Here is a 14,096-nt window from a genome sequence, read left to right as displayed (position 1 = left end):
ATCCACAGCCATATCACAGGTTCCGCCTAAAGCCCTCATAATCGGCAGCCGCACTCTGGATACATGACGCTCATCGAATCCACCTCCGGTACCCTGAAGGACCCCGCGGTGGTGCCGCCGGGCCTTCCCCTCCAGCCCAACGCTCCCCTCCAGCCCAACGCTCCCCTCCAGCGCAGCACGGTGCGACGCGCCCCCGTGGACACCCACACCGCCATCCCCGTGCTCGATGTCACGATCCCGGTCTTCAACGAGGAACGCGACCTTGAGGAGTGCCTGCGCCGGCTTCACGGCCACTTGCGCGAGACGTTCCCGCACGGCTTCCGCATCACCGTGGCGGACAACGCGAGCACGGACGGCACCTTGAAAATCGCTGAACGCGTGGCGAGGGAGCTGCCCGAACTCGCTGTTGTCCATCTTGAGGAGAAGGGACGCGGCAACGCCCTTCGCAAGGTGTGGCTTGCATCGCCGTCCCCGGTTCTCGCTTACATGGACGTGGATCTGTCCACGGACCTCGCCGCGCTGGCGCCCCTTCTGGCACCGCTGATCTCCGGCCACTCGGACCTCGCCATCGGCACGCGCCTGACGCGGAACTCAAGGGTTGTCCGCGGCCCCAAGCGCGAGTTCATTTCGCGCAGCTACAACCTGATGCTGCACTCGTTCATGGGCGCCCGTTTCAGCGATGCGCAGTGCGGCTTCAAGGCGATCCGGGCAGATGTCGCCCAGCAGCTCCTCCCCCACACCATGGACAACTCGTGGTTCTTCGACACTGAACTCCTGGTGGTCGCCGAACGCTGCGGACTCCGCGTGCACGAGGTTCCCGTTGACTGGATCGACGATCCCAATTCCAGCGTCGACGTGGTGCGCACTGCCCTGGCAGACATCCGCGGCATGGTCCGGCTGACCCGGGATCTCGTCTCGGGCCGCATCCCCGTTCCGGAACTGCGCGCAGCGCTGGCACGCGGGCCGCTTCCGGCGTCGTCGCGCATTGCCGAGCAGAGCCCGCGCAGCAGCCTTTTCGGGCAACTGGTCCGGTTCGCCGCGATCGGCGCTGCCTCCACCCTGGCCTACGTGCTCATTTTCCTGTTCTGCCGCGGCTTCATGGACCCGCAGCTGGCCAACTTCCTGGCGCTGCTCGCCACGGCCATCGCCAACACCGGCGCCAACCGGCGCTTCACCTTCGGCATCCAGGGCGGCAATCCGGTCCGGCACCACTTCGAGGGTTTGATCGTTTTCGGCATCGGCCTCGCCCTCACTTCCGGGGCACTCGCTGTGGTGCACGGTACGACGTCGCCCGACCGCTGGGGCGAGCTCCTCACCGTGGTCGCGGCGAACCTCGCAGCCACTGCAGTCCGCTTCCTCTTGTTCCGACTTTGGGTCTTCCGGCAGCCAGCCGCGCAGGCGCCTGCACCCACCACACAAGCCACAACGCGCACAGAAACGGCAGCATCATGACCTCCACGATTACTCCCGCAAGCACGGGACCCGCCGGTTCAGTGGTTCCTGCCGCCGCCGGGACTGCCGACGCACCGCCTCACCCGGCCGGCCCGTCGATCCCCGATGCCGCGCCCCGTTGGACCCGATACGCCTTTGGACGGCAGCCCCGCTGGGTGCGGCCGTCCGCCGCCGGGCTCCTCGTCGCCACCGCGTTCCTGTATCTCTGGAACCTCGCGGCCACCGGCTACGGAAACTCCTTCTACGCCGCGGCCATCCAGGCCGGCACCAAGGACTGGACGGCGTTCCTCTTCGGTTCCCTCGACGCCGGCAACGCCATCACGGTGGACAAGCCCCCGGCCTCTTTGTGGATCCCCGCTTTGGCGGGCCGGATCTTCGGCTTCTCGCCCTTGAGCATGCTGGTTCCCGAGGCACTGATGGGCGTTGCCGCCGTCGGCTTCCTCTATTTGACCGTCAAGCGGGTTACCGGACCGGGCGCGGGCTTGTTGGCGGGCGGCGCCTTGGCCCTGACGCCGGTGGCGGCGCTCATGTTCCGCTTCAACAATCCCGACGCCATGCTGACCCTCTGCCTGGTCCTGGCCGCGTACTTCACGACCCGTGCCATCGAACGCGCGGGCTGGAAGTGGCTCGCCGCAGCCGGCGCCGTCGTGGGACTCGCTTTCCTGGGAAAGATGCTGCAGGGATTCCTGATTGTTCCGGGCCTCGGACTCGCATATCTCTGGGCCGCCCCTATCCCGTTGCGGCGGCGCTTGCTGCACCTGCTCGGCGCAGTGGGCGGTATCGCCGTAGTGGCTGGCAGTTATATCGCCCTCTTCCAACTGACTCCGGTTTCGGCACGGCCGTACATGGCAGGTTCGCAAACCAACAGCTTCCTTGAGCTGACTTTTGGTTACAACGGGCTGTCCCGCATCACCGGCTCGGGCGAGGGCACGCCCGGTGGAGGCGGCGGCCCCGCCGGGGGCGGCCTCGGCGCATTCGGCGGCGGCGGCGGCAACACCGGCTTCGGCGGGGCGGCCGGGATCACCCGCATGTTCGGCACGAGCTTCGGTGCGGAGGTCTCCTGGCTTCTGCCTGCTGCGCTGATTCTTCTGGCAGCCGGCCTGTGGTTCACCCGCCGGGAAGCGCGGGCCTCCCGTACCCGTGCCGCCCTCATCCTGTGGGGCGGCTGGCTTCTGGTCACGGCGGGCGTGTTCAGCTTCATGAGCGGCATCGTCCACCCCTACTACGCGGTAGCCCTCGCACCGGCAATCGCCGCCCTGGTGGGCATTGGCAGCGTTGAGCTGTGGCGCGGCCGCGGGTATTGGCCGGCCAGGATCGTCCTGGCGGTGGTGGTCCTCGGCAGTTCAGCGTGGTCCGCGGTTCTCCTCGGCCGCGACGCATCCTGGCTTCCGTGGCTGCGCATCGTGATCGTGGTCCTGGGCGTGGTGGCGGCCGCGGCAATCCTGCTCCGCCTCGACTCACTGCGGCCCGCGGGCCGGTTCCGGAGCGCAGCGGCCGCGGCCGTCGTCGTCGTTTCCCTTCTGGCCGGCGGCCTCGGAACCGCAGCGTGGACGCTCGCGACGGCGGCTACCGCGCATTCCGGGTCCATCCCGACGTCGGGTCCCGCCGGCTCCGCCACGGGCGGCTTCGGAAACCGCGCTGGAGGGTTCGGCGCAGCCGGTGGCGCAGGTCAGGCAGGAGGCCCCGGGTCCGAGGGAACGGCCGACGCCGGACTGACCGCGCTGCTGTCGTCCACCACCACGAAGTGGTCGGCGAGCGTCTCCGGCGCCACACAGGCCGCAAGCCTTGAGCTCGCCACGAACACCAACGTGATCGCACTCGGTGGCTGGAACGGCGGCGATCCCTACCCCACGCTGGCACAGTTCCAGGACATGGTGGCCAAGGGACAGATCGGCTACTACATCGAGGGTGGCGGCATGGGTGGCGGCGGCGGATTCGGAGGCCAAAGCGGCAATTCCGAGGTAGCCTCCTGGGTACAGGCCAACTTCCAAGCCCAGACGGTGGGCAACTCCACCGTCTACAAGCTGACAAAGTAGATTCCGATGACCACGTCCTATTCCACAGATACAGGTTCCACGCCGGGCCAGCTGGTTCCGCCGTCGAGTTCCGTAGAGCCGACACCGCTGGAACCGCCCGTTCCCCACGCCCTGCGGCACCGAGTGGAGCTCGGCATCGTGCTCCTCGCAACGGCGGTCCTGTATCTCTGGAACCTCGGCGCTTCCGGCTGGGCCAATCCGTTCTACTCCGCAGCGGCCCAAGCCGGTTCGCAGAACTGGACCGCGTGGTTCTTCGGATCGTCCGACGCCGCGAACTCCATCACCGTGGACAAGCCGCCGGCGTCACTGTGGATCATGGACCTCTCGGTGCGGATCTTCGGACTGAGCTCCTGGAGCATCCTGGTTCCCGAGGCGCTCATGGGCGTTGCCACGGCATGGCTGCTGTATCTCGCAGTCCGGCGGGCTGCGGCCCCCGCCACCGGCGATCCACGGATCGCCCACCGGGCCGGGCTGCTGGCCGCCGTCGTCATGGCCATCACCCCGGTTGCCACCCTCATGTTCCGGTTCAACAACCCGGACGCCCTGCTGGTGCTGCTCATGACGGCCGCCGGCTACGCCACGCTGCGGTCCATCCAGGACAACAAACTGCGTTGGCTCCTGCTGGCCGGGGTGCTCCTGGGCTTCGGTTTCCTGACAAAGCAGCTCCAGGTCCTGTTGGTGGTTCCCGGGTTTGCCGTGGCGTACGTGGTTGCCGCGCCGGGTGGAGTGGGCCGCCGCCTGCTTCGGCTCCTTGGCGCGGGAGCGGCCATGGTGGTCTCGGCCGGCTGGTGGCTCGCAGTCGTCGAACTCGTTCCGGCGAACATGCGGCCGTTCATCGGCGGGTCCCAGAACAACTCCATCCTGGAACTGACCCTCGGATACAACGGCTTCGGCAGGCTGAGCGGCCAGGAGACAGGCAGCGTCGGGGGCGGCAACGGCTGGGGCGTTCCCGGGCTGTTCCGGATGTTCAACAGCGAGTTCGGCGGCCAGATCGCGTGGTTGCTGCCCTCGGTGCTGGTCCTCGGGGCCGGCCTGCTGTGGCTGGGCCGCCGTGCCCCGCGCACGGATGCCGTGCGCGCCTCAGTGATCGTGTGGGGTTCGTGGGTGCTGGTCACCGGGCTGGTATTCAGCTTCATGGCGGGCATCATCCACCCCTACTACGCGGTAGCGCTGGCCCCTGGAATCGCCGGGCTCGCAGGCCTGGGCGGCGCGCTTTTGTGGCAGCACCGTGCGCAACTTGTCGCCTCGGTCATGCTCGCAGTCGCAGTGGCCGCCGCGGGATTCACGGCCTTCGAGCTCCTGGGCAGCACCACGGCCTATGGTCCGTTGCTGCGCTGGGCAGTGCTGTTCGGCGCCCTCGCAGCCGCAGCCGGGCTGGTCCTTTCGGGACGCTTCACCTCCCGCATCCTTCAGCGCACGACGGCGGCGCTCGCCCTCGCGGCCTCCCTCGCCGGGCCTTTGGCGTACTCCATCTCCACCGCCTCCGTGACGCACAGCGGCGCCATCCCCAGCGCCGGGCCCGCGACTACGTTCGGTGGCTTCGGCGGCTTTGGAGGCCGGGGCGGCTTCGGGCAAAACGGTTTCGGGCAATCCGGCCAGAACAACGCAGCCCAGAACACTCCCCCGCAAGCCCTCCAGCCGTCTGGCATCCAGGGCGGCGGCTTCGGAGGGAACCGGCAGGGCGGCGGCATGGGCGGCCTGCTCGGCGCCACCACGCCGTCGTCGGAAATGGTTGCCACGCTGAAGTCCGGCGCCTCGAACTACACGTGGGCGGCCGCCGTGGTTGGCTCCAACAATGCCGCCGGCTACCAGCTGGCCACCGAACTGCCCGTCATGGCGGTGGGCGGCTTCAACGGCACGGACCCGTCCCCCACGCTCCAGCAGTTCCAGCAGCTCGTGGCACAGGGCAAGATCCACTACTTCATCGCCGGCGGCACCATGCAGGGCAGCAGCGGATCCGAAGCGCCTGCCCAGATCGCGCAATGGGTGGCGGCGAACTTCCAGGCACAGTCCATCGGCGGAACCACGGTGTACCCGCTGGCGGGCTGAATCCTGAGCTGAAGCACCCGCAGGAAAACTTTCAAAAAGACCCTTGTTTTGCAAACGTTTGCAGAGAAAAGTGGACGCCACTGCAGATCCCGTTTCCAAGCTTTCGTTGCATCAAGGAGGATGTATGTATTTCGCCGACTGGCTCGTTTTAGGGGCCTACTTCGTCGTCATGATAGGGATCGGCTGGTGGGCCAAGAGCCGAGTGAAAAACGCCGCGGACTTCTTCACAGCTGGTGGGAAGATGCCGTGGTGGCTGGCAGGGATTTCCCACCACATGTCCGGCTATTCGGCAGCCGTCTTCGTTGCCTACGCCGCCATCGCCTACACCACCGGCTTCGCACTGTATGTCTGGTGGGCGCTCACCATCACCATCGCCTGCATCATCGGCTCCGTCTTTTTCGCCCCGCGCTGGCCGCGCCTAAGGCAGCGCCTGGGCATCATCTCCCCGCTCGAATACCTGGCCACGCGCTACAACCTGCCCGCGCAGCAAGTACTGGCCTGGTCCGGTGCCGCCCTGAAAGTGTTCGATGTTGCGGCCAAGTGGGCGGCCAGCGCAATCCTCCTGAACGTGTTCGCCGGGGTTCCGATTGCCGTTGGCATCCTGATTGTCGGCGGGGTCACGCTCATCTACTCGACCGTTGGTGGCTTGTGGGCTGACGCCTTGACGGATGTGGGCCAATTCATCATCCAGTCCGTAGCGGGCGTCGCGATGCTCATCTTCGCCATGGCCAAGCTCGGGGGCGTTTCCTCGATCGCCGGGATCTGGTCCCGTCTGCCGGCCTCCCATTCGCAGCCATTCGCCGGCGACTACACCATCGGATTCTTCCTTGCTTACTGCCTGATCAGCACTATTTCCTACAACGGAGGTACCTGGAATCTGGCCCAGCGCTTCATTGCCGCCCCTTCCGGCTCAGCGGCCCGCAAATCAGTCCTGCTTTCCGGCGCACTCTATCTAGTGTGGCCATTGGTGCTCTTCTTCCCCATGTGGGCCGCGCCTCTGATCCTGCCCAACCTGGCGCACCCCGATCAGGCCTATGCGCTCCTCACCCAGCAACTGCTGCCTGCCGGCCTGGTAGGCCTGGTTGTTGCCGGAATGTTCTCCCATACCATGGCCATGACCTCTTCGGACGCCAACGCGATTTCCGCCGTCGTCATCCGCGACATCATCCCCGCGCTGCGCGGTTCACGGCAGCCCCTGACGTCGCGTGCGGAACTGCTGGGAGGCCGGATTTCCACGTTCCTGTTCATCGGATTGTCGATGGTCATTGCCCTGAGCGCGGATTCATTCGGGGGTGTTTTGGGCCTGATCATCCTCTGGTTCGGTGCCTTGGTTGGTCCAATCGCCGTTCCCATGTTGCTGGGGATGTTGCGGCCGTTCCGTCGTTGCGGCCCCTCGGCGGCCTTGTTCTCGTGGGCCACCGGTCTGATCGTTTTCGCGCTCGCGAAGTATGCCCTGGCTGCTCCCATCGCGAGCCTGGGCACGGCAAGTGCGCAGACCATCAACGTGGCCGCCCCCGTTGTAGCCTCTGCTATCGTCTATTGCGTCTTCGGCTGGTTGCGCCCCTGGCACAATGAGGCATCCGACGCCCTTGTCGAGTCCCTGGACCGGGACCTCGAGCCGGCCACCTCGCTTCCCGTTGAAAGCACCGTGGCATGAGCACAACGGCGTCCGAAATACGGGATCAGCTGCTCAAGGGCGTCCTCCCTTGGTGGCTCGAGAATGGAATCGACAGGAAAGACGGCGGAGTTTTCACGTGCTTTTCCAACTCGGGGCGATTGCTCTCGAACGAAAAATATACGTGGTCCCAAGGCCGCTGGGCTTGGCTCTGTTCAAGGATTGCGTTGGACAGCGAGGCCGGAATCATCGGGGAAGACCCCCGGTTATGGGCCACCTTGTCGATTGAAACGGCCAGGTTCATCCAGGCACACGCCATCCTGGACGGCGGTGTGACCGCATACCGCACATCGGCTGCGGGGCAGCCCTTGCCGTCCGGGCCGCACGGGGAGATCGCCGTCAGCGTCCTGGCTGACCTCTTTGCGGCCCTGGGCCTGGCGGGTGCCGCCAGGCTCCCCCAAGCGGCGGCCCGCGAACGTGAAGAGTGGCTGCACTCAGCCCATGCACTTCTCGCCCACGCCGAAGAAAGGATCGAGGCCCGGAGCGCTCCGTCCGAGCCTTACCCCGTCCGGGCCGGATTCAAGGACGCGGCCGGGCTGATGCTGCTGCTGAATGTGGGCGCCCAGCTGCATTTGGCCAGCGGCTCGGCCGAAAGCGCTCAAACAGCCGGCGCCGCGCTTTCCCGGCTCCTCGGCGACGCAAACTCCGAAGGCATGTGGAAGGCCGGCTCCTGGTGGGAATACCGGCCGGACAGCGCCGATGACCTCGACACCCTTCTGGCCCGCCACCGAACCCCCGGCCACCTGCTGGAGATGCTCTGGATGGTCATGGAAGCCGTCGAGATCATGCCTGACCTCGCACCTCGTATTCCGGACTGGCTACCGGACCTCGCTGTCCGGGCGCTGGAAGCCGGCTGGGATGACCAGCACGGCGGCATCTTCCGGTACGTCGACAGCACAGGAACAGAACCGCGGGGCAGGCTCCTTGGCAACGACCCTTACGAGACCTTGGTGACCCAGACCTGGGACACCAAGCTGTGGTGGGTCCAGGTTGAGGCCCTCTACGCGAGCAGGCTGCTCGCAGAACGTTTCGTGCGTCCCGAGCTCCTGGACTGGCATGAGCGGATCTGGTCCTACACCCTCGACACATTTCCCGACCCTTCCGGCCAGGAGTGGCTGCAAATACGCGACCGCGAAGGGAAACCCCTCGACAAAGTCGTGGCACTGCCCGTCAAGGACCCCTTCCATATAGCCCGATCACTCCTCCTGACCACCGAATTAGAAACCCGAAGGACTCACACGTGACAGCACTTACCACATACAGCCCGGCCGTTTCCGCACACCCCGACCGGGCCGCCTTGGGGAAACACGCCGGCGCGCACGCAGCGGAAACCCTGCGCAGGGCGCTACGGAACCAGCATGAGGTCCGGCTGATGCTGGCGGCAGCTCCCAGCCAGGAGGCAACGCTTCTGGCGCTTGCCCAGGAGCCCGGGATCGATTGGAGCCGGCTGACGTGTTTCCATATGGACGACTACCTGGCCCTGCCGGCCGACGCACCCCAAGGTTTCGGAAACTGGCTGGAGCGCACGTTCTTCAGCCGGCTGCCGCCTACTACCTTTCACCGCATCAACCCGGAGAATCCCGCCGAAGAAGAGGCAGGACGCTACGGCACGCTGATGGGCCAAGACCCCTTCGACCTGGTCCTGCTGGGACTGGGAGTCAATGGTCATCTTGCCTTCAACGATCCCCCGGCCGACCTTGCCGACCCGCTGCCCGCACGCGTCATTACCCTCGATCAGGTAAGCCGCCAGCAACAGGTTGACGAAGGGCATTTCCCTGGTTTCGACGACGTTCCGCAGCGCGCCATCACCGTCTCCATCCCGCGCTTGCTGCACGCCTCAGAAATCATCGCTTCCGTTCCCGGGAGTGCCAAAAAGATGGCCGTCCAGAACACCCTGAACCAGCCGATCAGCGGAAACCATCCCGGTACCGCGCTGCGCACGCACCCCAACGTCACCATCTACCTCGACGCCGAATCGGATCCCCGATGAACGCAAATGAACAGCTCTCGGAGGACTACCTCGGGAAAATCACCGAGCTCCTCGCGCGAATCCGCTGGGAAGAAGCCGAAAACATCAACATCGCCGCCGCCATTCTCGCGGCCCGGGTGGCCGAGGACGAACTGGTACACATCTACGGACCGGGCGGTCATTCAAACCTGGCAAGCCAGGAAGTGTTCTTCCGGGCAGGCGGATTGATGCACGTCTCCGCCATTTTGGACGAAGGGACCTTGCTCTCCAACGGCGCCCTCCGCTCAATGGCCATGGAACGGACTCCGGGTTACGGCCGGATCGTCATCCAGGACGCGGGCCTTGGACCAGGAGACGTCCTCATCCTGGTCAACGCGTACGGGATCAACAGCGCACTCATCGATGCGGCCCTGACGGCACGCGAACTATCGGTCAAGACCATTGGCGTTTCCTCGCGCGAGCATGCAGGGGAAACAGCCGGTGACCACCCTGCAAGGCATCCGCAAAAACTGAACCTGCACGACGTCGTCGACCATCACATCGACACGAAGGTTCCCATCGGAGACGCCGTCATGAAGGTCCCCGGGACAAAGGAGAAAACGGCCGCCGTGTCCACGTTCGCCAACGCCTTCACCCTGAACTGGCTCATGATGTCCACCATCAGCAAGCTGAACGAAATGGGGATTGAGCCGCCATTGTGGAGATCGGGAAATGCGCCGGGCGGGGACGCAGCCAATCAGCAGTTCATTTCACGTTTCAAAGGACGGGTACACAAGCTGTGACACACCCCAAAACGATTGTGGGCAAAGACCCCCACCGGGGGATCAACATCGAAATCGCCTACGACACGACCATCCTGTCGGTGCGGGAGATCGACCCCGACCAAGGGCTGCCCGTCATCGCACCTGGATTTATCGATGGCCAGGTCAACGGATACGGCGGACTGGATGTCAACGCCGCTGATGTCACGCCGCAAACCATCATCGACATGAGCACAGAGCTGGCGAAGCTGGGCGTCACCACGTGGGTGCCCACCATTGTGACTGCCACGGAAGAGGCAATCACCGGCGCGCTCGAACAGATCAAGCGGGCATGCGACATTGACCCAGCCACCCGCGCAGCCATCCCCTGCATCCATGTCGAGGGCCCGTTCATCTCGGACCAGGACGGTCCCAGGGGGGTCCACGACGCCGATTTCGTCCGCCCCTTGGACGTCCAGGAGGTCCGGCGCTGGCTTCGCGCAAGCGGCATGGTCGGCATCGTCACCGTCTCGCCGCATACCCCTGACGCCCCGGCCCAGATCGCCCAAATCCGCGAACTCGGCGTCGAAGTGGCCATCGGACACACGCACGCAAGCCCCGAACAAATCACGGCTGCCATCAACGCGGGAGCCGGGCTGGCCACCCATCTGGGCAATGGCATCGCCACCACCCTGCCCAGGCACCCCAATGCCTTGTGGACTCAACTGGCGGACGACCGCCTCACGGCAGGACTCATAGCGGACGGGCATCACTTGCCCAGTGACACGTTGAAAGTCATGATCCGGGCAAAGACCCCCGAACGCGCCTATCTGGTCTCGGACAGCACCGCGCTGGCCGGCAGCCAGCCTGGCCGGCACCGTACTTCCGTGGGTGGCCTGGTGGATCTTGCCCCGGGCGGCCGGCTCTCCCACGTGGGCACGGATCTGCTCGCGGGGGCCGCCGCCACCCTGCCGGACGGTTTCCAAAACGTGATCCGCAACGTCGGCCTGGAGCTTCCGGAAGCCCTCAAAATGGTGACTTCCACTCCCGCCCGGGTGATCCCGGGGACCCGTCCGGGGCTCGGCCACCTTCGAGTCGGTTCCCCGGCGGATTTCGTCCTGATCACCGGAGAAGGACCCGAAGCGGGAACCATCACCGCCGTATTCCAGTCCGGCCGGAAAGTATCTGGCGGACCGGAATGAGTGCCACCCAAGCCGGGCAGGCCACCATGCGGGTGGGCGCCGCCGTCGTCGGGATCTCGCCGCCCGCGGGTACGCCAATGGCCGGCTTCGCGGCGAGGACGGAACCGAGCACCGGCGTCCACGACCCCCTGACCGTCCGGGCGTTGGCCGTGGAAGACACCTGCTTGATCACCGTGGATGTGTGCGGCCTCCATGAGGACACATGCACCCGCATCGCACACGGTTTGCCCTTTGTGCCGGATCGCGTCGCGATCACCGCAACGCATACCCACGCAGGTCCGTGCGTCATTCCGGGCCGGCTCGGGGGCCATGACCCGGGCCTCCTGGAGGAAATCGTCTTGGCTTGCCGCGAGGCCGCGGAGGCCGCCGTGGACTCCCAGCAGCCGGCGACCCTGCACTACGGCGAATCGCGCGGAGTGGATGTTGCGAGGAACCGACGCCATCCCGAACGCGCCGTGGATCCACCCCTCCAAGTTGCCACGTTCAACGACGAAGCCGGACAAGTGCTTGCCTGGATCGTGCTCTATCCCTGCCACCCCGTGGTCCTAGGCCCGGAAAACCGCCTCATCAGCGGCGATTATCCCGCGTTCACCAGGAACGTCCTAGAGGAACGTTCCCCGGGCTCAGTGGCCCTTTTCCTGCCCGGGACCGCCGGGGACATCAATTCAGGCCATCGCGCCGACGCGTCGTACTCGCTTTCCGGCTCCGCCGGCAGGACGATGGAGCAGGCGCGCAAGATCGGAGAACATGTGGCGGCATCCGTAGTGGAGACCCCGCTATTGCCGGTCTTCGATTCAAGGAAGACCTCCGTGGCCCGGAGGGCCATCAGCCTCACAATGACTTCGCGCGACGCCGATTCCCCCGCGGAGTTGAGCCGGCAGTGGGAGGCCGAAGCGGTCTCGGCGGATCCCGGCAGGCGATCCCTTCTCGACGCGTGGAGGCAGTGGGCCATGGACCGGAGGCCCGAAGAGGACATGTCCTGGCGTGCAGCAGTGAGCGTCTTCAACTGGCAAGGCCTGGCCCTCGTAGGATTACCGGGAGAACCATTCCTGGCCACAACGGACGCCATCGCCTCCGAGGTGGACGGTCCCGTCATGGTCACTGGCTACACCAACGGCTGCCCGGGGTACTTTCCGACCGCCGACGAGTATGACTTCGGAGGATACGAAGTGGAGGACGCACACCGCTATTACGGCATGCCCGCCCCCTTTTCCCCTGGCAGTGCCGAAGCCTTGGTCCAGGCCGCTTTGGAACTCACGGGTGAGCTCCAATGACGGGCCGTCCAACCATCACGCAATTGGCGGCCGAACTCGGAATCGCCCCCTCAACCGTGTCGAGGGCCTTTACCCGGCCAAACCTGCTCAAACCGGAGACCGTGGCCCTGGTACAAAAAGCTGCGGAAGCCGCAGGCTATGTACCGAACCATCACGCGCGCGCCCTTTCGACGGGACGTGCCGGGGCGATCGGACTCATCGTGCCGGACATCGCCAACCCGTTCTTCCCTCCGCTGGTCCGGGCGGCCCAAAACTACGCAAGCGATCTCGGACTCTCCGTGTTCTTGGCGGACACTGATGAAGATCCCCTTCGGGAAGACCGTCTCATCTCACGGATGGCTCCCCAGGTTGAAGGGCTGATCGTCGTTTCATCCCGGCTCGCCTCGGCCCGCATCCGGCAAATCGCCGATTCCCAGAGGGTGGCCTTCATCAACCGCGATGTTCCGGAGACCTACCGGGTACTGCTGGACACCGCGGCAGCCATCCGCTCCGCGCTGACCCACCTGTCGGAGCTCGGCCACCGCCGCGTGGCCTACGTCGGCGGTCCTCCGCAATCATGGGCAAACAAGCAGCGCCGCTCGGCTGTGGACAACTTCTCGAAGGTCCACGCCCTCGAGGTCACGCATTTCAGTGCGGATCCGGGCACCTACGAAGCCGCGAAGGCGCTCAGCGATTCGGTGGCAGCATCCGGAGTCACGGCAGTCATCGCTTTCGACGACGTCATCGCGCACGGCCTGATGGGCGGATTCGCGGCCGCGGGCGTGGACGTCCCGAAGGACTTGAGCGTCATCGGATGCGACGACACCCTCGCGACCACGACCTTTCCTGCCCTTTCCACGATCGCGGTCAATGTCGGCGCCGCGGCCCGGCGCGCCGTCGCTGCCCTCTCCGAGAATCCAGGCTCAACCAGCCTGACCGGAGCGAGGATCATCTTCGAAGGAACCCTTGTCCTCCGGGGAACAACGGGAGCGGTCCGGCCTACATCCAGCCCGCTGACGCTAGAACCGGAGCTCGATCGCCCATCGCCCCGAATCGTCCAGGCTGGCCACGGCAGTGACAGCTGAGTAATCCGCGATCTGCCACAGTCCATCCGCCGCCTCGCCACCGGCGTCGCCCACCACCACGGTCCGCATGCCGGCCGCACGGGCTGCGGCGATGCCCGCCGGCGCATCTTCGAACACGACGACGTCGGCCGGCTCGGCACCCAGCAACGCGGCTGCCGTGAGGTAGCCTTCCGGATCGGGCTTGCCGCGGGTCACGGCCTCGGAGGTGACAGCGGTCGCAGGCATCTCGAGTCCGGCCGCTTTCATGCGCACCCCGGCGAGGATCCGATCGGCCGAGGTGACCATGGCGACGGCGTCGGCAGGCAAGGACCGCAGCAGTTCCGCGGCACCGGGCAACGCCACGATCCCGTCGGTCCGGGTCCGTTCCATCTGGCCGAGTTCCTCCGCGAGAGCGTCGATGTCTGCTCCGGCCGGGGCGAAGCGGCGCACCGTGTCCTTGGCCTGGACCCCGTGCGACGTCCGCAGGATCTCGTCGATGTCCAGTCCGTACCGCCCCGCGAATTCGCTCCACACCTGCTCCACGATCGCGGTGGAGTCCACCAAGGTGCCGTCCATGTCGAAGAGGACGGCCCGGACGGTCAGGGTTTTCACGGCTTCAGCAGGCAGGTTCATACCTCCATCCTGCCTGCTGAAAC

The 14,096-nt window shown here is 65.9% G+C and carries 11 protein-coding genes; 10 read left to right on the top strand and 1 reads right to left on the bottom strand.

The features are described from left to right. Positions 1 to 63 precede the first annotated feature (63 nt). From OIT41_RS02740 to OIT41_RS02695, 10 genes are all read left to right on the top strand, one after another. Positions 64 to 1,452, top strand: coding sequence for a glycosyltransferase (locus tag OIT41_RS02740; RefSeq protein WP_241709682.1), 1,389 nt, complete (start codon positions 64 to 66; stop codon positions 1,450 to 1,452). Further along, positions 1,449 to 3,488, top strand: a complete 2,040-nt coding sequence (locus tag OIT41_RS02735) for an ArnT family glycosyltransferase (protein WP_264637381.1) — start codon at positions 1,449 to 1,451, stop codon at positions 3,486 to 3,488. The genes OIT41_RS02740 and OIT41_RS02735 overlap by 4 nt, the downstream gene beginning before the upstream one ends. A gap of 6 nt (positions 3,489 to 3,494) precedes the next feature. Continuing rightward, positions 3,495 to 5,537, top strand: coding sequence for an ArnT family glycosyltransferase (locus OIT41_RS02730; RefSeq protein ID WP_241709680.1), 2,043 nt, complete (start codon positions 3,495 to 3,497; stop codon positions 5,535 to 5,537). A 124-nt stretch (positions 5,538 to 5,661) separates the two neighbouring features. Beyond that, positions 5,662 to 7,194, top strand: a complete 1,533-nt coding sequence (locus tag OIT41_RS02725) for a sodium:solute symporter family protein (RefSeq protein ID WP_241709679.1) — start codon at positions 5,662 to 5,664, stop codon at positions 7,192 to 7,194. Beyond that, positions 7,191 to 8,456 (top strand): AGE family epimerase/isomerase, encoded by a 1,266-nt coding sequence (locus OIT41_RS02720; protein WP_241709678.1) that lies wholly within the window; start codon positions 7,191 to 7,193, stop codon positions 8,454 to 8,456. The genes OIT41_RS02725 and OIT41_RS02720 overlap by 4 nt, the downstream gene beginning before the upstream one ends. Then, positions 8,453 to 9,202, top strand: coding sequence for a 6-phosphogluconolactonase (locus OIT41_RS02715; RefSeq protein ID WP_241709677.1), 750 nt, complete (start codon positions 8,453 to 8,455; stop codon positions 9,200 to 9,202). The genes OIT41_RS02720 and OIT41_RS02715 overlap by 4 nt, the downstream gene beginning before the upstream one ends. Further along, on the top strand, positions 9,199 to 9,963 hold the full coding sequence (locus tag OIT41_RS02710; RefSeq protein WP_241709676.1) for a sugar isomerase domain-containing protein: 765 nt from the start codon (positions 9,199 to 9,201) through the stop codon (positions 9,961 to 9,963). The genes OIT41_RS02715 and OIT41_RS02710 overlap by 4 nt, the downstream gene beginning before the upstream one ends. Further along, positions 9,960 to 11,123, top strand: coding sequence for an N-acetylglucosamine-6-phosphate deacetylase (locus OIT41_RS02705; RefSeq protein ID WP_241709675.1), 1,164 nt, complete (start codon positions 9,960 to 9,962; stop codon positions 11,121 to 11,123). The genes OIT41_RS02710 and OIT41_RS02705 overlap by 4 nt, the downstream gene beginning before the upstream one ends. Further along, complete coding sequence (locus OIT41_RS02700) at positions 11,120 to 12,397, top strand: neutral/alkaline non-lysosomal ceramidase N-terminal domain-containing protein (protein ID WP_241709674.1); 1,278 nt, start codon at positions 11,120 to 11,122, stop codon at positions 12,395 to 12,397. The genes OIT41_RS02705 and OIT41_RS02700 overlap by 4 nt, the downstream gene beginning before the upstream one ends. Continuing rightward, the gene (locus OIT41_RS02695) at positions 12,394 to 13,461 is read left to right on the top strand and encodes a LacI family DNA-binding transcriptional regulator (protein WP_241709673.1); all 1,068 of its coding nucleotides are present in this window, start codon (positions 12,394 to 12,396) and stop codon (positions 13,459 to 13,461) included. Before OIT41_RS02700 ends, OIT41_RS02695 begins: the two co-directional genes overlap by 4 nt. Here OIT41_RS02695 and OIT41_RS02690 read toward each other — a convergent pair. Further along, positions 13,396 to 14,073 carry an HAD-IA family hydrolase gene (locus OIT41_RS02690; protein ID WP_241709672.1) on the bottom strand — a complete coding sequence of 226 codons (678 nt, stop codon included), beginning with the start codon at positions 14,071 to 14,073 and terminating at the stop codon, positions 13,396 to 13,398. The genes OIT41_RS02695 and OIT41_RS02690 overlap by 66 nt on opposite strands. Positions 14,074 to 14,096 lie beyond the last annotated feature (23 nt).

This window comes from Arthrobacter sp. YA7-1 (assembly GCF_025960325.1).
Classification (GTDB): Bacteria; Actinomycetota; Actinomycetes; order Actinomycetales; family Micrococcaceae; genus Arthrobacter; species Arthrobacter bambusae_A.
This window is presented reverse-complemented; position numbering and strand designations above follow the sequence as displayed.